This is a genomic window from Cryobacterium sp. GrIS_2_6 (assembly GCF_035984545.1).
Classification (GTDB): domain Bacteria; phylum Actinomycetota; class Actinomycetes; order Actinomycetales; family Microbacteriaceae; genus Cryobacterium.
This window is the reverse complement of sequence record NZ_JAXCHP010000001.1, coordinates 4,170,527-4,188,951: the sequence shown is the minus strand read 5'-3', so window position 1 is coordinate 4,188,951 and position 18,425 is coordinate 4,170,527. Positions and strand designations below refer to the sequence as shown.

The following is an 18,425-nucleotide window of genomic DNA, read 5'->3' as shown; positions in this document are numbered from 1 at the left end:
ATCAACGGGTTGGCCTCTCGTGCGAGTGGTGACCAGGGACGTCGGTCTCCGGTTGGGGCCGCGAACAGCTTCTCTCCGCAGCCGACCCCGGGGGAGGTCGAACCGACCATCGATGAGACCGCCGACGTGCCTTACGACTTCTACGGCGGCATCACCGTTTGGAAGAACATCCGCCGCGGCGACCTTATGCCGGGGATGCTCGAGCCGGTCTGGCAGACCGAGACCTACTCGCAGTGCGCCGCCGTGATCACCAGCACCTACAGCAGCTTCGCGGTGCCCGCGCCGGGCGCTGCAGTCGCACGACCGTTCCCGGCCCGCGACCACTTTCTTCTTCCGGTAACCCTCGTGAGGCGTTTACTGTTGATCCAAAGGTGCGGCACCCCATCTGGGGCGCCCGCGGCGATACTGGATCTGAGGGGCATGGCCATGGCGAGGAAGAATCCGAAGGTCGAGGAAGCCGATGAGCGCGAACTCGAGGTCAGCGAACCCGAGGAGTGGGCCGCGGGAATCCCGGGCGTAATGCACTCCATGGTGCCGGCGATCGAGCACATGGGTGTCAACCGCACCCGCGAAACGGTGCTCGCCATGAACCAGAAAGACGGCTTCGACTGCCCCAGTTGCGCCTGGCCTGACCCGCACCACCGCAAAGCGTTTGAATTTTGCGAGGAGGGCGCCAAGGCCGTCACCTGGGAGGCGACTCCCATCGTCATCGGCTCTGAATTCTGGGCGGAGCATTCCGTGAGCGACCTGCGGGCACGCAGCGAGTACTGGCTGGGCATGCAGGGCCGGCTGACCGAGCCCGTCTACAAGCCCGCCGACGAGGATTACTACCACCCCATCACCTGGGACGAGGCCATCGAACTGGTCGCCACGAGGCTAAACGCCTTGGGCTCTCCGGATCAAGCGGCCTTCTACACCAGCGGCCGCACATCCAATGAGGCGGCGTTCCTGTACCAGTTGTTCGTGCGCGGCTATGGCACTAATAACTTGCCGGACTGTTCGAACATGTGCCACGAGTCCTCGGGCTGGGCGATGGGCCAGACCATCGGCGTCGGCAAGGCAACGGTCACCTTCGACGATTACGCGGCGGCGGACCTGATCATTTTGATGGGGCAGAACCCCGGCACGAATCATCCCCGCATGCTCAACGAGCTGGAGGCGTGCAAGCGCAACGGCGGCTCCTTGGTCGCTGTCAATCCACTGCCGGAGGCGGGGCTCAAGCGGTACAAGAACCCGCAAAAGCTTCGCGGCGTGGCAGGAAAGGGCACCGAGTTGGCCGACCAGTTCCTGCAGATCCGGCTGGGCGGGGACATGGCCTTGCTGCAGGCGGTTTCCAAGCGGGTGCTCGACGCCGAGGCCAGGAACCCCGGCACTGTTCTTGACCACAAGTTCCTGGCGGAGCACTGCGAAGGCCTTGAGGAGCTGAAGGAGCACCTAGCTCAACTCGACGAGCAGGAGGTGCTCGAAGCGACCGGCTTGCGGATCGAGGAGATCGACGAGCTAGCCGAGCGGTACCTGAAAGCGGACAGGGTCATCATCACGTGGGCAATGGGCATCACGCAGCAGAAGAAGGGGGTCGCCACCATTAAGGAGATCATCAACCTCCTGCTGCTGCGGGGCAACATCGGCAAGCCCGGAGCCGGCGCCTCCCCGATCCGCGGCCACAGCAACGTGCAGGGCGACCGCACCATGGGCATCTGGGAGCAGATGCCGCCGGCATTCCTGAACGCCCTCGGGAAGGAGTTCGACTTCGAACCTCCGCGGGAGCATGGTGCCGACGCCGTCGAAACGATCCGCCGGATGCAGGAAGGAAAGATCAAGTTCTTCCTGGCCCTCGGGGGAAACCTCGTGGCGGCGATCTCCGACACAGACGCAGCGGAAGCGGCGATGGAACGGACCGACTTCACTGCCCAGATCTCCATCAAGCTCAACCGGTCCCACATCTCCACCGGGAAAGAAGCGCTCATCCTGCCCACCATGGGTCGCACTGAGATTGACATACAGGAGACCGGCAAGCAGTTTGTCTCAGTTGAGGACACCGTGTGCGCCGTGCACGCATCCTGGGGCAGGGTCGAACCGGTAGCCCACACGCTTCTGTCCGAAGTGTCGATTATCTCGCGGCTGGCCAAGGCGACTCTCGGGAACAAGATCAACGCCGACTGGGACGGCTTTGAAAAGAACTACGACTTGATCCGTGACCATATTTCCCGGGTGGTGGCAGGGTGTGAGAACTACAACGAGCGGATCCGTCAGGACGGCGGCTTCATTCTGGAGAACGGCCCTCGGGACTCACGCACCTTCCATACGCCGACCGGCAAGGCAGTTTTGACGGCGAACGACCTTGAGGCGGTGGAACGCCCTACCGGGACGCTGATCCTGCAGACCCTGCGCTCGCATGATCAGTTCAATACGACCATCTACGGCTTCAACGATCGATACCGGGGAATCAAGAAAGGCCGTCACGTCATCATGGTCAACGCCGAGGACATCACCGAACTAGGTTTGGCCGACGGTCAACCGGTGGATGTCTATGGGGAGTACGAGGACGGCAAGGAGCGGGTACTCCGCGATTACCGCGTGGTCTCCTACCCCACACCGCGCGGTTGCGCCGCTGCCTACTATCCGGAGGCAAATGTCCTCGTGCCGCTCGATCACGTGGCGGATGGCAGCAACACGCCAGTCTCGAAGGCCGTCATCGTTCGTCTGCGGCTGCCCCGGTCCGCCGAGACTGAAACGGCTGGTGCGGCGGCAACGTCCGGGGCCGCCGCCGCCGCTCCGGCGTAACGTCAGGGAGTTCCTGAAATTCGAACTCCCATATTGTGTGGTTTCACGCTGGCAGCGTTTTGTTGTCGCACTCTGCCACGGGCGGCCCGGCCCGCGCTGACGTGATGTCACGCCACGACGTTTGTACGCTGCAATTTGAGAACAACACTGATGATGTTCTTGTCAACTACGCCGTCGCGGGAAGCGAGCCTGCCTTTGCGATCCTTCTGCGCCGGCATCGACCTCTGATGCGCTCTTACGCTCTGCGGCTACTCGGCTCCAGCACTGAAGACGACGTCGTGCAGGAGTCGTGCATTATCGCTTGGCAAAAATTATCGACGTTGCATGACGGCCAGTGCGTGAAGTCCTGGTTGATGCGGGTCGGGCGGAACAAGAGTATGGATCGGGTGCGGATGCGGCTTTCGTCTGCCATCCCGCTTGATGACAACACACCAGAGGTCCTCCGCAACGGGCCTTTTCAGGTTACAGAACTGCTCCGGCAACGCGATGCACTGTCGAAGGTGCTGGCCAGCCTGCCTGCCGATCGGCGGCGCGCGTGGCTGATGCGTGGGTGCTCGGGCTTGAGTTACTCGGTGATCGCAGGCAAACTCGGAGTTCCAGTACCAGCAGTACGCGGATTTCTCGCTCGATTTCGTCATACTCTCGCCAACGAGATGGCCCTTGGCGCTAGACGCCCGCATCAAGCTGCGAGAATACGTACACAAAACGATTGGGAACCGAACAACGACCGTGCATGACCAACGCCGGCACAGGTGGGCAGATCTGCCGTGAAACCGGACTTCGCGAACTCCCCATGCCCTCGCGGCGCCCAGCGTTCTTATTGGGCTGAGTCGACCCAGCCCTTACTGTCGGGACCGTCCTGAGTACCGCCGCTGACCAGGCCACGGGCCTTCTGTACCGCCGTGTCGACGGCGGACTGAACGTCCCTCTTGCCGCTGTTGGTTGCCTGTCCGGCTGCGAAGCCCACGACAAAGGCGCTGATGGGCCCGGCGGAGGGACTCACCGACGTGGATTCCTCGGCCAACTGCAGGATCACCTGGGTATCGACTTCCAGGTCCAGGATCTGCAGCGCCTGAGTGAGACGGCGACTCCATTGGGCTAGTGCGAGCTCTTCATCGGACGAATCGGTCATCGGTGCTCCCCAAACGGTGGTTCCTCCCGGAATGCCCGGGAACTGCATTCATCAAGATTGGCACCGTTGTCGGCTCAGCACAACGCGCGGTTACTACAGAACTCTCCCGCCGGGATTTGACGATTTGCTGGGCCCAAAGGCCCGAGCGCGGGCGGTCCTGCCTCATCGCCGGCTACTAACTGTTGTCCATCAAAGTAAGTTCGATTGACCGCCCACCGCGGTCGTATCCAGCGTCGATAAGAAGACTCACAGAATCGAACCGTCTCGGACGAGTACCTCAGGGCAAGCGACACCGTCTTCCTCCCCAAAGGCGTTGTCGTAGACCTCGTTGTTGGCAGAGATAGTTGAGGTCGAAGACACCTTCGGTTCTCAGGGCGGCACGGTATGGGTGCCGAGTACATGCGCGGGGTGTCGCCATTCCGACCGACCCGAGCAGTGCCGAACCGCGACGAATCCGACATGCTCGAACTCTGGCGGTCCGGCCACCACTTCTTCGGCGACATCAATTCCGGGCAGCTCGTCGCCGTCAGCGTCATCGGCGTGACCTTGGTGCGCGCGGAAACTGAATGCACGTCCGTCCACCCTTCCTTCAGGCGCAGAGGGCTCGCCGTCGCCGTCAAGGCCGCGTCAATCAACTCTCTACCCGCCGACGGCATCAGGATCTTCGGCAAGGGCGGCGCTCAGTCCAACGCCGGCAGCATCCGCATGAACGAGCACCTCGGATACGTCATCTAAGAACGATGCTCAGCCTCGCTACGCCTCAATTATCGAAGAACTCTGCGGAGGCTCTGCTTCCGGGTAGCGGCGACGAGAGCCTCAAGGCGACCTTTGAGAGATCTCTCGTGATAGGGCCCCGTGGGGTTGACCATCGCGACGGGCGACTGGATCCTCCGGCAATGCGGGGATTCCCAGACGTACGGGCTTTCTGACCCGGCGCAAACCATTCCCTGCTTGGTACACACACGGATACACCCATGCCCAGGAAGAAAAACGGTCCATATCAACTGTCAAAGTAACCAAAAACGCCGATAAGGCTTGTTTCGGCCCAAAAAAGTGTGCCCCTGGAGGGATTCGGACCCCCAACCGTTTCCTTAGGACACAACCGAAAGCGATATTACTTTCGACGCAAATATGCCCTTGATCAGGATTTAAGAATCCCAAATTCTACCAGGTACACAGAAGTACACACATAGCGGCTCCGCGATCACAACCTCAGGTCGCGACATCGTCTAGTGCGTGAATCGTCGAACAAACCAGAGAATCGACCCGACAAGAGCCGCAACGATCACGCCCACCACTCCAAGGTGCAGGAGCGGAGCGAACGCCACGAGCAGCGAGGGCAGCACGCAACCGGCCGTGGAGGTGCACGGCTGGTTCGCGACGCCTTGGAGCACCGACATCGCTGTGATGATGAGTCCGCAAGCGAGCCACAGCTTGACGAGGTCACTCAGTGTCACTCGCTGTCGGCCCTTCCGTCGTGCCGGGGAGCGGGGCGGAGTCGCGCGGCTGCGGACGGGAGCGCGATTCGGAGCGCGGTTGGGAGCATGGGTCGCGGGGCGAGATGTGCTTCGAGTCGGCGCGGCCTTGGCTCGAGAGCGAACCGCAGTGGGAACGCTCGGCGTCCCGACCTGAACGACGAGTCGCTCGAAACGTGGCATCACCCGCAGCGCGTCTGCTGCTCTCGGGTCGACATGCCAGGTTTCCGGTTCTTCGGCTGCGAACTCGATCAAGGCCAATTCGCTGTCACTCAAGTGCTGAGGCCGGGCCACGAGCCAGGCGACAAGTTCCTTCGCATCCACAACAGAAACCATGCCCGCGTCGGGGGCCCGCTTGTCGCTGATCGACCTCGCACCAAGAATGGCCAGGACCGAAATGACCGGCACGGGGAAGCCGACCTTTGCCGTCAGCCGTCGGCCCACATCGATCGTGTCGCTCTGGGCCTGCTTCAGGTGGCGGGTGTTCGCGTTGTTAACGCGAAGCACGTAGTCGCCCACCCAAACGGATGCGCCCGCGTGGTACTTCGTGTTGATCGCGAACACTCCGCCGGGCCCGATGACGAGGTGGTCCACATCCTTGGTGCCGGCACCGATCGGCACCGCATGCCGCATGAACCACTTCGGACCTAGCGCAGCAAGAAGCAAGCCGACCTCGATCTCGCCGAGAGCGCCGACGTACCAGGACCGGGCATCCGCATGCAGAGTTAGCCCGGCGGAGGACCGCAGGGAAGGATCGAGAGCCTCAGCGGCAGCCTGGACCTGTAGGCATTTCGCCGCCACAGAGTAGCCAGCTCCGCGCGAGCACAAAGCCTGAATGCCCGCAAAGTCAACGCGCCCGTCCACATTGTCAGACATTGCCACCCGTACCCCCGTAGCCTGACGCTACCCGCACGCGACCGGCATCCTCGTCCCCCACTATGGGGTTCGAGGCGACCGAACTCCGAGCACGTCGCCGAAACGACGGAACCCGAGACGCCGTGCGCTGCTCTCGCAACAATGCCAGCGCCTCGGGTGCAGTGCTCCCGATGTCATTTCGGTTGTAAGCACGTCTCGATCGGTCACGCTATTCGATCACGCGTTCAACTTTTCCAACCAAGAACACGTAGGAGCAGATCCCGGCAGCCGTGATGAGCGTCATGTAGACGAACGCAGGGGCGAAGTCGGTCTTGGATACGAGCAAGCCGATCACGATGGGAGTCGCGATTGACGAGAGATTACCGATGAAGTTGAACATGCCACCGGTCAGTCCCATCAGACGGGCTGGAGCCATTGCCGAGACCAGAGACCACGTAATCGATGCCAGGCCATTGCCGAAGAACGCCAGCGACATGAACATGACGACGAGAGTGGTGTCGTCCGTGAAGTTCGCTCCGATCATGGTCATTGAAAGGAGCAGACCAGCGATGATCGGCAGCTTGCGCGCCAGCCCGAGGTTGAATCCCCTCTTGACGAGGTTGTCGGAAAGGACCCCGCCGAGAAGCACCCCTACGAGTGCGGCCAGGAACGGGAGCGAGACGAGGAATCCACTCTTGATGTAGTCCATGTGGCGGTAGTTCACGAGGTAGCTCGGGAACCAGGTGAGGAAGAACCACAAGGTTGACGTCAGGCAGAATTGGCCGAGGTAGATGCCCCACAGCTTGCGTCGGCGGAGAACGATAAGCATGTCCGCCCAGGCAATCCGTTCTCTTGGGGCTTTGGCTGGCGTCGCATCCAGGTCGACGAGACCGCCGCCTTCTTTGATGAATGCGATTTCCTGGGCGTTGGCCTTCGTCGACTCACGAGGGTTGCGGTAGACGATGTACCAGACAAGCGCCCAGACCACTCCCGCCGCACCAGTCAGAACAAAGATCCAGTGCCAGCTGAGCACGTACTGGAGCCACGTCAGCACAGGTGTGAGCAGAGCCAGGCCGATGAACTGGCCCGAGGTGTAGAACCCGATAGCGGTGGCGCGTTCCCGCTCGGGGAACCATCTCGTGACGACCTTGTTGTTGATCGGATAGGCGGGAGCCTCGAAGATACCGACGGCGAGCCGGAGCACGATGAGGGCCGCGAAGCTGCCGACAATGCCCATGAAGATCGTTGCAGCTGACCAGAGCACCAAACACGCCGGGTACAGCAGGCGCGGATGGACGCGATCTACGAGCCAGCCACCAGGGAGCTGAAGCGCGGCATAGGTCCAGCCGAATGCAGATAGCAGGAGTCCTTGCTGCGCTGTGTCCAGGCCAAATTCTTTGGAGATGAGTGGTGCGGCGACGGAGAGATTCGCTCGGTCCATGTAGTTGATAACCACGGTAACGAACAGCATTATCGCTATCACGTAGCGGACTTTGGTTGTCCCCGCCAGTGCGGTGGGCCTTTCCGGACGTGTTGCGGTCGAGGTTGGCATTCGGGTCACCACTCCGCGAAAGAACCGTCAGTGTGACGCCAGACTGGGTTTCGCCAGCGGGCGCCTTCCTGGGCGCGTTCGAGGACATACTCTTCGTTGACTTCGATGCCCAGGCCTGGCCCGTTCGGGATGGCGACCATACCGTCGTTGTAGGCGAATACGCCAGGATCGACCACGTAGTCGAGCAGATCATTGGACTTGTTGTAGTGAATACCCAGGCTTTGCTCTTGGATGAAGGCGTTGTAGACATTGGCATCTACCTGGAGACAAGCGGCGAGCGCGATGGGCCCGAGTGGGCAATGCAGCGCGACGGCGACGTCATACGCTTCGGCCATAGCCGCGATCTTTCGAACTTCCGTAATGCCACCGCAGTGCGACGGGTCGGGCTGGATGATATCGACAGCCCCGCTGGCGATGATGTCCTTGAAATCCCAACGGGAGAAGAGCCTTTCGCCCAGGGCAATAGGTGTGGGGGTGTTCCTCATGACGTCCAGCAGGCTGCTGACGTTTTCGCTGAGGACAGGCTCCTCGATGAACATCAGCTTGTAGGGCTCCAGCTCCTTGATCAAGACCTTCGCCATCGGCTTGTGGACGCGACCGTGAAAGTCAACGCCGATGCCGACGTTTTTGCCGACGGCTTCACGCACCGCCGTCACATTCGCGATGCACTTTTCGACTTTGTCCCAGGTATCGATGAACTGCAGCTCTTCCGTGCCGTTCATCTTCACAGCGGTGAAACCGCGCTCGACGGCATCCTTTGCCGCTTTCGCCGTATCGGAGGGACGGTCGCCGCCGATCCAGGAATACACGCGAATCTTGTCGCGGACCTTGCCACCGAGCAGCTCGTGTACCGGGACACCGAGCGCTTTGCCTTTGATGTCCCAGAGCGCCTGGTCGATGCCGGCGAGGGCGCTCATGTGGATTCCGCCTCCGCGATAGAAGCCGGCGCGGTAGAGCACAGTCCAGATGTCCTCGATGTTGCGGGGGTCCTTGCCGATCACGTAGTCGGAGAGTTCTTCAACCGCTGCGGCGACAGTTGCTGCGCGCCCCTCGAGCACGGGTTCACCCCAGCCGATGATGCCCTCGTCGGTCTCAATTTTCAGGAAGAGCCAGCGCGGTGGTACCGAGTAAGTGGTGAGTTTCGTGATTTTCATGCTGACTTCCTTGTCGAGGCGAGTGCCGATTTCCAGGCTGCAATCATGGCGATGGCGCGCTGTCGGAGGTCCCCGATAGCGATGCCTGGTTTGTACAGTGACGAGCCGATTCCAAAACCGGTTGCGCCGGCTGCCATCCAGATTTCGATGTTGGTTGCTTCAATGCCGCCAACAGGAATTAGATGGATTTCTTTGGGAACGACTGCTGTCCAGGCTTTGAGCCCGTTGATCCCGACCTGTTCGGAGGGGAAGATCTTGACATTTTTCGCGCCGGCGCCGATAGCCGCGAATGCGTCGCTGGGCGTGGCTGCTCCGGGGAAACTCTGCATCCCTAGACGCACGGTTTCTGCAATCACAGCGGTGTCGGTATTGGGTGAGACGACGATCTGCCCCCCGGCGTCGTGGCATTGACGAACCTGATCTACTGTGAGCACAGTTCCAGCACCCACCAGGCAATCCATTGGAAGCCTTTCGCGCAGGGCAGTGATCGTGGCGAGAGGGTCGGGCGAGTTGAACGGCACCTCAAGGGAACGGAAGCCGGCGTCGTACAGGCACTCGCCGACCTCGGGGGCCTCCTCCGTCGTCAGTCCCCGAAGAATCGCGATGAGACCTGGGTAGGTCGTGGGTGTTTCGGTTGTGGATTTCACGTTCAGCCTTTCGACATTGAAGGATGTTGCTGGAAGGGTTGGGAGGGCAGGATCCTGGTCTCGGAGAGGAGCCCGGCCGCAGTGGCTGCGTGCCACATCCCTGCCACAGCCGAGGTAGTCGTCTCGTGTGCCACCTGCAGACCGAACCTCTTGAGTGCTCGCCGATATCGATCGTTGAGGTCGGGCTCACCGCAAAGGAGGATCTCTCCGGAGAATTCGCCGAGCCAGGATGCTCGAATTCCGGCGATTTCGGTACCAATCAACAGGCCTGAAAGATAATCCTCAACCTGGGTCGGGTGCAGCTTGCCGGTCATGACCAGCGTGCGAGCTCCGAACGCCGTCATCAAGATTCCACCATTCGGAGCCGCAGCGACCTCGAGGCCCCCGGCGAATGCTTTCCAATCGGGTTTCTGCGATCGGACAGCTTGAAGGGACAAAGTGCTCTTAGTCGCGAGCAGTGAAAAAAACTCGCCGGTCATGTACGTCGTGAAGGCGGTCACGGTCGTTCCCGAAACCCGCACCCACTTGGAATGGGTCCCCGGCAACAAAACGATCCGCTCGTCGCGCTGATGAGCGTTGAGCTGAGGGGCGCTCATCAATGCCCCAAGTACCTGAGTTTCTTCGCCGCGAATAACGTCAGGAAAATCTGAATCAGCGATCAATCCGGGAATTATGTGAACCATGACGTGTCGCTTCGTTGGAACGGGAGTCAGGATTCCCGCGGTGGCAAGGTCAGAAGGCAGCTTGCGATACGGGGTCTCGGCCCAGCCCTGATTGCTTCCGACCATGCCGCAGGCGATGACGGGAACGTTGGGCCAAAGCGTGAGCCAATCGCCGCAGAGCGCCTCGAAGCAGTGTTCAAAGGCCTGCCTATGATCGATTCCGGCCCGATTCGCATCTGACGTCACGGCCAGAACACCAGAATTTTGCCGACGCTCCGACAACACAATTCCGGCAGCGCCCAACAGATACGCTCTGAGCGAGCTGGTCCCCCAGTCCAGTGCTATCAATCGGGCTCGGCTTTGATTCGTCATCGACTCTTGGTTCCCTGCTGATTCGCTGAGGGGAATGTGCATCCCTGCCCGCACAACAAGATTGACGGGATCATCCCAATAATTCAAACACCGTCTCATATAATGGGATCATGCGTATACGAAATAGTTACTCGGTCTGCCACCAGCGGGAGCAAACATGACCGACCCGGTGCAAACGTCCAACAACGTCGAATCCCACCCGCCAGGAACGCAAACACTCTCCCGCGGTCTGGAAATAGTGCGCGCAGTGGCGACTGGCGCCACCGATTTGAAATCCGTGTGTCTGGCGACAGGTATAGGCCGAAGCACCGCTCACCGTCTCGTCCAACTCTTGGAACAGTTCGGGTATCTGCGCAGTATTCACGGCGCCGACTATTCTCTTGGGCCGACCCTCATCGAACTCGGGTTCCAGGCGCTGTACCAAAGCCCGGCATCCACCGTTGCCCGCCCCTTCTTGGAACTTCTGTCCAAGAAGTACCTCGATACCATTCACCTGGCCATCGAGGAAGAAGGACAGGTTCTCTATGTTGACAAGATCTCGGGCTCGCGCGGCGCGGAAATGCGCTCGCGCATCGGCTACCGGATGCCTCTGAGCCAAACGGGCATCGGGAAAGCACTCCTCCTCGACGAACCGCACCGCTGGGAAGCCGTGTTCGACCGAGAGCACCACGGACTCAATACTCCGAATGACGTCCGAAAGCTCTTCCTGACCCGCATGTCCAAGTACGCCAAACAAGGTTCAACACTCGACCTAGAAGAGAATGAACCAGGAATTCGCTGTGTTGCGGCACCTGTGCACAATGGAAGTGGTGCCGTCGTCGCAGCCATCAGCGTCTCGGCCATCACCCCCTACATGCCAGCTGAGCGGATGAAGGCTCTTCAACCCGTGATGCACCAAACCGCTCTCGCCATTTCGAGGAAGCTCGGCTACGCGGGACGAACCTTCCACGCTGATCCTGCGTGAGGTTCCAGCCCTGATCCTCGGATAGTGTCGGCCGCCATTCGCCCACGTCCCCATATTCCATGTACGACGGACAGGCGGGCGGGAGTCGATGCCACACTGAGTGCAGCCGGATCGTTCAGGAACGCAGGGATCCCCCGACTCGCGGGCCTGCCGACTGGGTGCAAACCAATCCCCATTTGGTACATACATGAGTACACACATAGAAACAAAGAGTTGCGGCGGATATCGTCTGTCTAACTAATCGAAACCGCCAATAAGGCCCGTTCCGGTCCGAAAAAGTGTGCGGGTCTTGCACAACTACTCCAAAGATTGCGCAGTAGGCGTTAATCCCGGTGAACTGCTGACCCGTGCTCGCGCCGACCAGAGGAAGAGCGAACCTGATCGACGTAGTCCAAAGACGGCGCGGCAGCTCCGCGCTGCAGAGATTGACCAGTTAGTCGCTCGCTACGTGAGACTAAAGAGCATCAGGCAAGTTGCCGTCGAGTTCAAGCTGTCGCGTACGACGGTCGCGAAGCATCTGGGCAATCGTGGCATCGCGACAACAAAGAGTATGAACGCCGAGCAGATTGCTCGAACGGTCGATCTGTACGCAGATGGCCTCTCGAGCATGGTTGTCGGTAAGCAACTCGGCTTCGATAATCACACCATCATCAAGGCGCTACGAATGTCGGGAGTACGGATCCGGCCAGCACTCGGGCGCTAGGCTACGTCATTCCTTTCCTCAGCTGCGTGCCGATCTCGATGCGCGTCTTCCTTGGCCGCGGCAATGATTATTTTGGCGATCACCGCTGGATCGATATGCGCGTTGACCTGACTAAAGACGCTGACTCGACGCCTTTTCTTACCTGGGATGTTGGTCATTGGTGGCGGCGTGCTGATTTCCGACATAGGCATGTCGAGGAATGGCTGAATCCTGGCGAACGCCCGACCAGCCTGATGCGGTAGCGATGGCCGCGTCCGGGAAATCTGCCGTCGATGTTCGACGGACTCGAGAAAGCCCATCTCTCTCGCCGGCTCGTAGTAGTCGTGAAGCGTGACTTGCTCGGTCGGGATAAGCATGACGAATGCGGTGCCATCTCGAAGGACCCACTCTTCGCGGAGCGCAGCGCGGTTCTTTAGATAGTCGATATCGGTGAGGCGCGGCATTGGACGAGTCACTATGAGCCGAGTGCGACCAATCGTCAAGCATGAGCGGTGGCCGGAAGCCGCACGATTGACACATCGACCGGCCCGCACTTCATATTGAGCGACAGTCAACATCGTGAATGCGTCGCCATGACGATCGAGCCATTTACGGCGAAGTTGATAATGCTGGCGATGGTAGGTGGTGTGAGTAAGTCGTGTCATCGGCCAAACTATGCTCCGAACGAGACAACGAAGAACGAAACCTCGCTAGCTACAAGAAAGCGGAATGAGCCACCCACTGTATTGGCCGCTAAGCACGCGGCCACCCGAAAATAATTCAGGCTACTTATCCCTCCGAGCTATTTCTTGACAGCCTTAATCGGATTGCCCTTTTCGTCACGAAGCACTTTCTGGGACGAGATGATTAGTCCAGCCAGACCAAAGACCAGAATCGTCAGCACAATCGGCGATGCCCACCACCACAAACCGCCCTGCAGAATCAGCAGCCAGAGCAATGCGCCGCCGATCACTAGGAACGAAATGCCCAGCCCGATACCGATGGGTTGACTGCGCGCTTTGTCGTGCGTATCAAGCTCCCCGATCTGGACATCGATCCGCGCCAGCAGCGCAGCCTTGGCCGTAGACGCGTCCGGCAGCGCGTTATAGATATCGATGTCTTTCGCGATGGTCGTCCGGATGTCGCGCAATAACCGCGGCGTACTGATCCCAGCTGCAAACACTACTGCCACAGCCGTAATCACGCCGATGATTAGTTCCTGGCTCATAAGACACGCTTCCTACTCACAACCGACCCCGTTGCCGTCGCGATCAAGGCCGTAGATATCCGACCTAATGACATACACCGGACCCGACACGTAGGCTGGGCCATTGCCATTGCCATTGCCACCCGCGCAGTCAACGTCGCTGGCAATCGGGACGCAGGCGCCCGAGTAATTAGGATCACAACTACTAGTTTGCGCCTTCGGCGCCGGCGCGGTGACCGGAGCGACAGAGGCCGCCTTGATACCGGAAACCCATTCGTGGAGAACGGCCTGAAGGTCGTGAGCGTTAACTCGCAGCTCCGCTCGCCGCTGCTCAGCTACAAGATCCAATCGAGGTACTGCCGATGTACCAAGAGGACGCTCTAGTGTCACTCAACGCTATCTCGGACGAGCCGCTAGCCCTCGAGAACTTTGAGGTCGTCTTTCCAGACGGCAAGAACGACTATCTCCACGGGGACTCCAAGCTCGGGCTCCTCAAGCTTGCCGGCCTCGACGATCTCTCCCCCGAGGCGCTGGCCGCAGCCATCCAAGCGGAGCTGAGCAACGACTACATCTATCGGTTACAGACCAACCCCGCTGATGGAACCGTACAGTTCAACATCGTGCTTGAACTTTGGCGAGAGGGCGGCACGCCAGCCAAGGTAGTGGTCGGACTGAAGTACTTCCCGGAGACGTCAACAAACGCTGACCTTTGTCACGCTGAGGTGAGTCCAGCCTCGTTGCTCAGACCTTCCGAGTAGCGGGAATTGAACCTGCAGTGGCGATTGCGTCAACAAGCCGGTCGACGAGATCGAAGAGCGTTGCCACAAGGTCGTTGAAGCCGTGGCGGTCCATCTCAACCCATTCCGTCCAAGCGGATTCGACACTCGGAACGGACGGTTCTCTCTGCGCTGGTGGCAGATTGCGCCAGCCTCGAGCGGCCTCGATGGAGTTATCGGGCCAGAGGCTATGGACAATGGCATTGCGCCGCTTCAGGGCCGACTCGACATCGTCGAGCAACGCACGAGTGCTCGTCGCAAACTCAGCGTTGTCATCTGCGAGCAATACAAGCGCCTTACGGCACAGATCGATGTTGCCACCGACGGGCTTGCCCGCGTATGTGTTCTGTAACCTGCCGCTTAGGTTCATGAGCAGGCTGTCAACCTTGCCTTCAACGAGTGCGGCAACCATCACTATCCGGCCGATTATGTTCGGCAACCAACCGGGCACGAACCCAAACATCCCCGCTGGAAATTCGTGATCACTGGTCATACCGATTCACGATACTCGCGGGCTCAGCTCCCGGAGATCCGACGGCTCTTGACGCGATCCAGCACATCGATGAATCCGGCCGCACCAAGTTGATTCATTAAATCGTTGGCGCGCTTGGTCAGAGCCGGAAGCCCGGCATCGAGGGCAGCGGCTAGCACCTGCGGAATCGCATTCTCGTATAGGTCATAACGCGAAACCTGATCGTCAGGCCCGGCTCCGTTCATCAACCGTTCAAGAATGGCCAACGCCGTGTCGGGGTCATGAGACCCAGCCTCAGCAAGCGGCTCCCCCAGCATTCCGCGTGGACGGAAATCCCTAACTAACGCAACAACATCGAGCAATCGAGGAAGCCACCAGACCGCCTCAATCTTTCCACTTCGAATGAACCAGTAGAAGTCTGAGAGCTCCGCCGCGTCGGCAGGCGTGGCTTTGACGTGCGCCACACGGGAATCCCAGAACTCCATCGCGCGCTGCAATACGGTCTTATCCACTTCCGTCCAATGCATCATCTGCCAACCAAGATGGCCGAGGACGTTGCCCCTGAGTTCCGCCCCTGTGCAACGGAGCCACTCGATCATGAGTTCGTCGTCAAGCTCGATGGAACCCGTCACGAAGCCGAGAAGAATCCAGTCTCCGATGAGCTGATCAAAGGACCGCATCCCTTTCCAGCCAGTGATTTGGTCTCCACTTGAAAGTTGCCTAAGTGCTGCCAGGATCGGCACCCTAAGTGTGTTCAGCAACGCGGGATGGTAGCTGTGAACCGCTAGCGCAGTCGAGAACGCGACTTGTTGCTTCGGAGTGACAGACTTCTCCGTCCCGAACATTTCCTCTATGTGATCTAGAGTCCAGTCTTTGACGGAGTCATAAAGCCGACCTAGTCCCTCTCCGTAAACCGCGGCGACAGCAAGGCTATGGTCCGCATCTCCAATGTGGGCCTCCAGCGTTGCCAGCGCGGTGGGCACCGATGCCGACTCCCCATCTCGATGCACAAGCTTGATCAGCGATCGGAGCGCCATCGGTCGGATCGTGTTCAACGACACGGTGAGCGGGTCCATGTTGTCTCCGCCATGCTTGGCCTCATATTCGACGGAAGGCTCAGAGTGAGCCACGAGCATTGTGAGCGCGCTTTCGACTGCCGGGATCTCGCCCACAGGGATCGGTGAGCCCTCCGGTTTGTTCCCTCGGTTGAGGCCGGATTCAAGGAGCTGCAAAGCTTGAAACTTGAGATTGCGATAGTTGACGTCGTCGTCGAAGTCGTCGCCTTCGCTCAGCACGACTGCATTGTCATTCAAGTCGACAGCCCAAATACAGATGGCGACCACCTCGTGCCATGGAAGATCTCCGCCGGACTCATGAGCGAGCTCCCAACCACGAAGTATCGCTCTGACGTATGTCGGGCGTAGCGCCTTGATCTCGTCTGCTCGGCTCGCCAGACGACCTGATTGAGTCGTGAATGACTCAGTGACCGCTCGCCCTTGTCCTTCATGGGTTGGGCCAGCCCACTCGCTGGGGTCGGGGTGCCATGAGGCTAGCTGCGCTAGCAGCTCGTCATCCGACATCTTCTTGACCTGCTCGGCATCCAGCGGGCTTGTCGGACCGCTGAACGATTGAACTTGCCAGGCTGGCTCATTCGGATGCTCGATTACCCCTCTGGCATAGTCAAGCTCGTTGAGCAGATCTGCGAAGGGGGACGTAAGGCTGTCACGACCGATCGCAGAGAGTAGGACATGTTGCCAATTTTGGAAATAATTCTGAATCCGAGCCTCGGTCTCCTCTGGCGTGTCTCCCTCCCTCGACAATCGGCCACGACGTTCATCAAGAAGGGCTGGCGGCCCTTCTTCGATGGTCGCCATGAGGGGAGCCATATCGATAGCGGTGCCCCATTGGGCTGAAGCCCTAATAAGCTTGACGAACTCAGGTCGGTAGGCGTTTTCAACAAACGACACATCTGTCAAAACTGCGGCCGCTCGGGCAATCAACTCTGATCTTCGCAACTCCGTCGCTTGGTCGCCGTCGACCTTAATGCGTTCGGCGATGAGCGCTTCACTCAGCACATCGATGGCGATGCGACGCAACAGCGGTTGGGCACTCTTGAACAACGTATCGAGGGAGGCAGGCGCCGACGTCGCAGCCTCAAGAGCGGCCGAATGCACCGCGTCTACAAGCGCGTCACCTATCTCATGCGCATGATGCGCAGAACCGCCCGTCGCATAAGGCCGCCATACGTAGCTGGTGTCTTCGTTGGTCTGTGGATCGAACGACTTGGAACCTAACTGGTACTTTTCAAGCCATTTGCGGAGGGTCCTGAGGCGAGCAGCACCCAGCGCTGCGGAGATCCCCGGCAAAGTATCGGCGTACCAGTAGGACTCAATTCCAGAGGTTGGTTCCGGCAACCCAAACTCGGGGTTTTCCCTAGGCGCTCGTGGCTCATAGAATGCGTCAGCAAGTCGTGCGCCCTTCTTGTGTTCGCCGCCCTCGAGAAGAATCACAATGACGCGGGAGATGTCCCGTGGGTCAGTTCGTGAGTTGCCAAGACTCTCCTGCACCCAACCCTGCATCTCTGGGGCAAGCAACGCTGCGCAGGATGCGGGGAGAGACGTAGCTGCTTCCCAAATTCCACGGCGTACCCACGGATTGTCAGTGTTCGCTGCATTCTTGAGGGCTATGACGACCTCTTCAGGTGCGAGTGAAGCCATCTTGACGAGATAGTCGATCTCCGGCCAAGGATCAACTCGGTATGACCCGTCATCCAGGCGTTCGATTGCCGGAGGGTTTGAGAACGCGCCTTCTGCGTGCAGTGGGGCCACCCACAACGGGTTTGCGAGTTTTGAGTAGAACGCTCGACGAAGCTGAAGTGACGTCAGTCGAGCTAGTGCGGCATGGACCTGAGATGTCGTGGGCTGGTCGAAGCCATTGGACTGCGAGCTCACTCCTCTGTCCTCCGTCTGGGGATGTCGGCGATTTGCTACATCGAGGATGTCTTCGAGTGACTTGACCGTGTCGAAAAAGGCGCCAAGCCGCGCTATTAGAGAGGCCTCGATATTCGAGATATGAAGTTTGAATTCAGCGTCGGAGGGAATCGTCGAACTCTTCTTGGTCGTCTGGCCCACGTTTAGATGCGTTCTTCTCATGAAGAACGCTCGGGCAGCTGTCCAAGGTTTCAGCGCCGGATCTTGAGGATCGACCCGCCCCAGAACGGAAGCGGAATCTCGGCGTGCTACCCGCTTGCTGACCTCCTTGTGTTCAGTAGCAAATTGGTTCATCGCATCGAAGAAAGCACCCGGGGCACTTAGGTTTCTAACATCCGTCTCGCTTCCGCTCGCATCCAAATTGGGAGCACCCTGGGTCTGGAGAACATCTTCGATCTGAGCAGCAAGAAGCTTGGCACTGTTGCCGTCATCATGCCCACGTGCGGGTACGCCCGGGACGTCGTTTAGCGCTTCCGGGAGGTTATTCAAAATCTCTCGAAAGGAGTGCCCAACGCTTGAAAGCCTCGCACGTTCGAGGCCTTCATCCGGATCATGTGCCATCAAATCGATTGCCAGCTTGTACATACCGGCGAGAGATTTGTCCTCCAGACCGGACAGCAGCCGAAACACCTCTGTGCGGGTGGCGTCCCACCATGATTCTGGCGAAGTCTCAATACTCGCCATGCTGCGTCCCAACCGTC

Annotated in this window: 16 protein-coding genes and 1 pseudogene; 6 read left to right on the top strand and 11 right to left on the bottom strand. The window is 59.5% G+C overall.

Going from position 1 to position 18,425, the window contains the following annotated elements; translation table 11 throughout:
* The first annotated feature begins 426 nt into the window (after nt 1-426).
* Nucleotides 427-2,784 carry an FdhF/YdeP family oxidoreductase gene (locus tag RCH22_RS20295; RefSeq protein ID WP_327015580.1) on the top strand — a complete coding sequence of 786 codons (2,358 nt, stop codon included), beginning with the start codon at nt 427-429 and terminating at the stop codon, nt 2,782-2,784.
* Nucleotides 2,785-2,888: 104 nt separating this feature from the next.
* Complete coding sequence (locus RCH22_RS20290) at nt 2,889-3,521, top strand: RNA polymerase sigma factor (RefSeq protein WP_327015389.1); 633 nt, start codon at nt 2,889-2,891, stop codon at nt 3,519-3,521.
* Nucleotides 3,522-3,601: 80 nt separating this feature from the next.
* Here RCH22_RS20290 and RCH22_RS20285 read toward each other — a convergent pair whose 3' ends face one another.
* Nucleotides 3,602-3,916, bottom strand: a complete 315-nt coding sequence (locus tag RCH22_RS20285; protein WP_327015388.1) for a DUF6457 domain-containing protein — start codon at nt 3,914-3,916, stop codon at nt 3,602-3,604.
* Nucleotides 3,917-4,300: 384 nt separating this feature from the next.
* On the opposite strand from RCH22_RS20285, the gene RCH22_RS20280 reads away from it, so the two are divergent.
* The gene (locus RCH22_RS20280) at nt 4,301-4,651 is read left to right on the top strand and encodes a GNAT family N-acetyltransferase (RefSeq protein ID WP_327015387.1); all 351 of its coding nucleotides are present in this window, start codon (nt 4,301-4,303) and stop codon (nt 4,649-4,651) included.
* Between the two features lie 494 nt (nt 4,652-5,145).
* On the opposite strand, the gene RCH22_RS20275 is transcribed toward RCH22_RS20280, so the two are convergent.
* From RCH22_RS20275 to RCH22_RS20255, 5 genes are all read right to left on the bottom strand, one after another.
* Complete coding sequence (locus RCH22_RS20275; protein WP_327015386.1) at nt 5,146-6,192, bottom strand: NERD domain-containing protein; 1,047 nt, start codon at nt 6,190-6,192, stop codon at nt 5,146-5,148.
* Nucleotides 6,193-6,475: 283 nt separating this feature from the next.
* Nucleotides 6,476-7,717 carry an MFS transporter gene (locus RCH22_RS20270; protein ID WP_369125313.1) on the bottom strand — a complete coding sequence of 414 codons (1,242 nt, stop codon included), beginning with the start codon at nt 7,715-7,717 and terminating at the stop codon, nt 6,476-6,478.
* 86 nt (nt 7,718-7,803) lie between these two features.
* Nucleotides 7,804-8,952 carry a galactonate dehydratase gene (gene dgoD / locus RCH22_RS20265; RefSeq protein WP_322140518.1) on the bottom strand — a complete coding sequence of 383 codons (1,149 nt, stop codon included), beginning with the start codon at nt 8,950-8,952 and terminating at the stop codon, nt 7,804-7,806.
* Entirely contained in the window at nt 8,949-9,599 is a 651-nt protein-coding gene (locus tag RCH22_RS20260) for a 2-dehydro-3-deoxy-6-phosphogalactonate aldolase (RefSeq protein WP_327015384.1), read from the bottom strand. The genes dgoD and RCH22_RS20260 overlap by 4 nt, the downstream gene beginning before the upstream one ends.
* A 2-nt stretch (nt 9,600-9,601) precedes the next feature.
* Nucleotides 9,602-10,720 carry a 2-dehydro-3-deoxygalactonokinase gene (locus tag RCH22_RS20255; protein ID WP_327015383.1) on the bottom strand — a complete coding sequence of 373 codons (1,119 nt, stop codon included), beginning with the start codon at nt 10,718-10,720 and terminating at the stop codon, nt 9,602-9,604.
* 70 nt (nt 10,721-10,790) lie between these two features.
* On the opposite strand from RCH22_RS20255, the gene RCH22_RS20250 reads away from it, so the two are divergent.
* Nucleotides 10,791-11,597 carry an IclR family transcriptional regulator gene (locus RCH22_RS20250; protein WP_327015382.1) on the top strand — a complete coding sequence of 269 codons (807 nt, stop codon included), beginning with the start codon at nt 10,791-10,793 and terminating at the stop codon, nt 11,595-11,597.
* Between the two features lie 289 nt (nt 11,598-11,886).
* Nucleotides 11,887-12,300, top strand: coding sequence for a hypothetical protein (locus RCH22_RS20245; RefSeq protein WP_327015381.1), 414 nt, complete (start codon nt 11,887-11,889; stop codon nt 12,298-12,300).
* Here RCH22_RS20245 and RCH22_RS20240 read toward each other — a convergent pair.
* The 3 genes and pseudogenes from RCH22_RS20240 to RCH22_RS20230 form a co-directional block, all read right to left on the bottom strand.
* Nucleotides 12,297-12,743, bottom strand: coding sequence for a hypothetical protein (locus RCH22_RS20240; protein WP_327015380.1), 447 nt, complete (start codon nt 12,741-12,743; stop codon nt 12,297-12,299). The genes RCH22_RS20245 and RCH22_RS20240 overlap by 4 nt on opposite strands.
* A 338-nt stretch (nt 12,744-13,081) precedes the next feature.
* A complete protein-coding gene (locus RCH22_RS20235; RefSeq protein WP_327015379.1) occupies nt 13,082-13,507 on the bottom strand; it encodes a hypothetical protein in 426 nt (141 codons plus the stop codon).
* 12 nt (nt 13,508-13,519) lie between these two features.
* Nucleotides 13,520-13,702: pseudogene (locus RCH22_RS20230) on the bottom strand (hypothetical protein); the annotation flags it as partial.
* Nucleotides 13,703-13,848: 146 nt separating this feature from the next.
* Here RCH22_RS20230 and RCH22_RS20225 point away from each other — a divergent pair.
* A complete protein-coding gene (locus RCH22_RS20225) occupies nt 13,849-14,244 on the top strand; it encodes a hypothetical protein (protein ID WP_327015378.1) in 396 nt (131 codons plus the stop codon).
* Here the strand turns inward: RCH22_RS20225 and RCH22_RS20220 are convergent.
* Nucleotides 14,228-14,755 carry a hypothetical protein gene (locus RCH22_RS20220; protein ID WP_327015377.1) on the bottom strand — a complete coding sequence of 176 codons (528 nt, stop codon included), beginning with the start codon at nt 14,753-14,755 and terminating at the stop codon, nt 14,228-14,230. The two genes, RCH22_RS20225 and RCH22_RS20220, sit on opposite strands and share 17 nt — an antisense overlap.
* 23 nt (nt 14,756-14,778) lie before the next feature.
* On the bottom strand, nt 14,779-18,408 hold the full coding sequence (locus tag RCH22_RS20215; protein ID WP_327015376.1) for a hypothetical protein: 3,630 nt from the start codon (nt 18,406-18,408) through the stop codon (nt 14,779-14,781).
* Nucleotides 18,409-18,425: the final 17 nt, after the last annotated feature.

Bases quoted from the DNA above. Each gene is read 5' to 3' on its own strand.
- RCH22_RS20295 (WP_327015580.1), top strand. From the start codon at position 427: ATGGCGAGGAAGAATCCGAAGGTCGAGGAAGCCGATGAGCGCGAACTC.
- RCH22_RS20290 (WP_327015389.1), top strand. From the start codon at position 2,889: ATGTCACGCCACGACGTTTGTACGCTGCAATTTGAGAACAACACTGAT.
- RCH22_RS20285 (WP_327015388.1), bottom strand. From the start codon at position 3,916: ATGACCGATTCGTCCGATGAAGAGCTCGCACTAGCCCAATGGAGTCGC.
- RCH22_RS20280 (WP_327015387.1), top strand. From the start codon at position 4,301: ATGGGTGCCGAGTACATGCGCGGGGTGTCGCCATTCCGACCGACCCGA.
- RCH22_RS20270 (WP_369125313.1), bottom strand. From the start codon at position 7,717: ATGCTGTTCGTTACCGTGGTTATCAACTACATGGACCGAGCGAATCTC.
- dgoD (WP_322140518.1), bottom strand. From the start codon at position 8,952: ATGAAAATCACGAAACTCACCACTTACTCGGTACCACCGCGCTGGCTC.
- RCH22_RS20250 (WP_327015382.1), top strand. From the start codon at position 10,791: ATGACCGACCCGGTGCAAACGTCCAACAACGTCGAATCCCACCCGCCA.
- RCH22_RS20240 (WP_327015380.1), bottom strand. From the start codon at position 12,743: ATGCCGCGCCTCACCGATATCGACTATCTAAAGAACCGCGCTGCGCTC.
- RCH22_RS20235 (WP_327015379.1), bottom strand. From the start codon at position 13,507: ATGAGCCAGGAACTAATCATCGGCGTGATTACGGCTGTGGCAGTAGTG.
- RCH22_RS20225 (WP_327015378.1), top strand. From the start codon at position 13,849: ATGTACCAAGAGGACGCTCTAGTGTCACTCAACGCTATCTCGGACGAG.
- RCH22_RS20220 (WP_327015377.1), bottom strand. From the start codon at position 14,755: ATGACCAGTGATCACGAATTTCCAGCGGGGATGTTTGGGTTCGTGCCC.
- RCH22_RS20215 (WP_327015376.1), bottom strand. From the start codon at position 18,408: ATGGCGAGTATTGAGACTTCGCCAGAATCATGGTGGGACGCCACCCGC.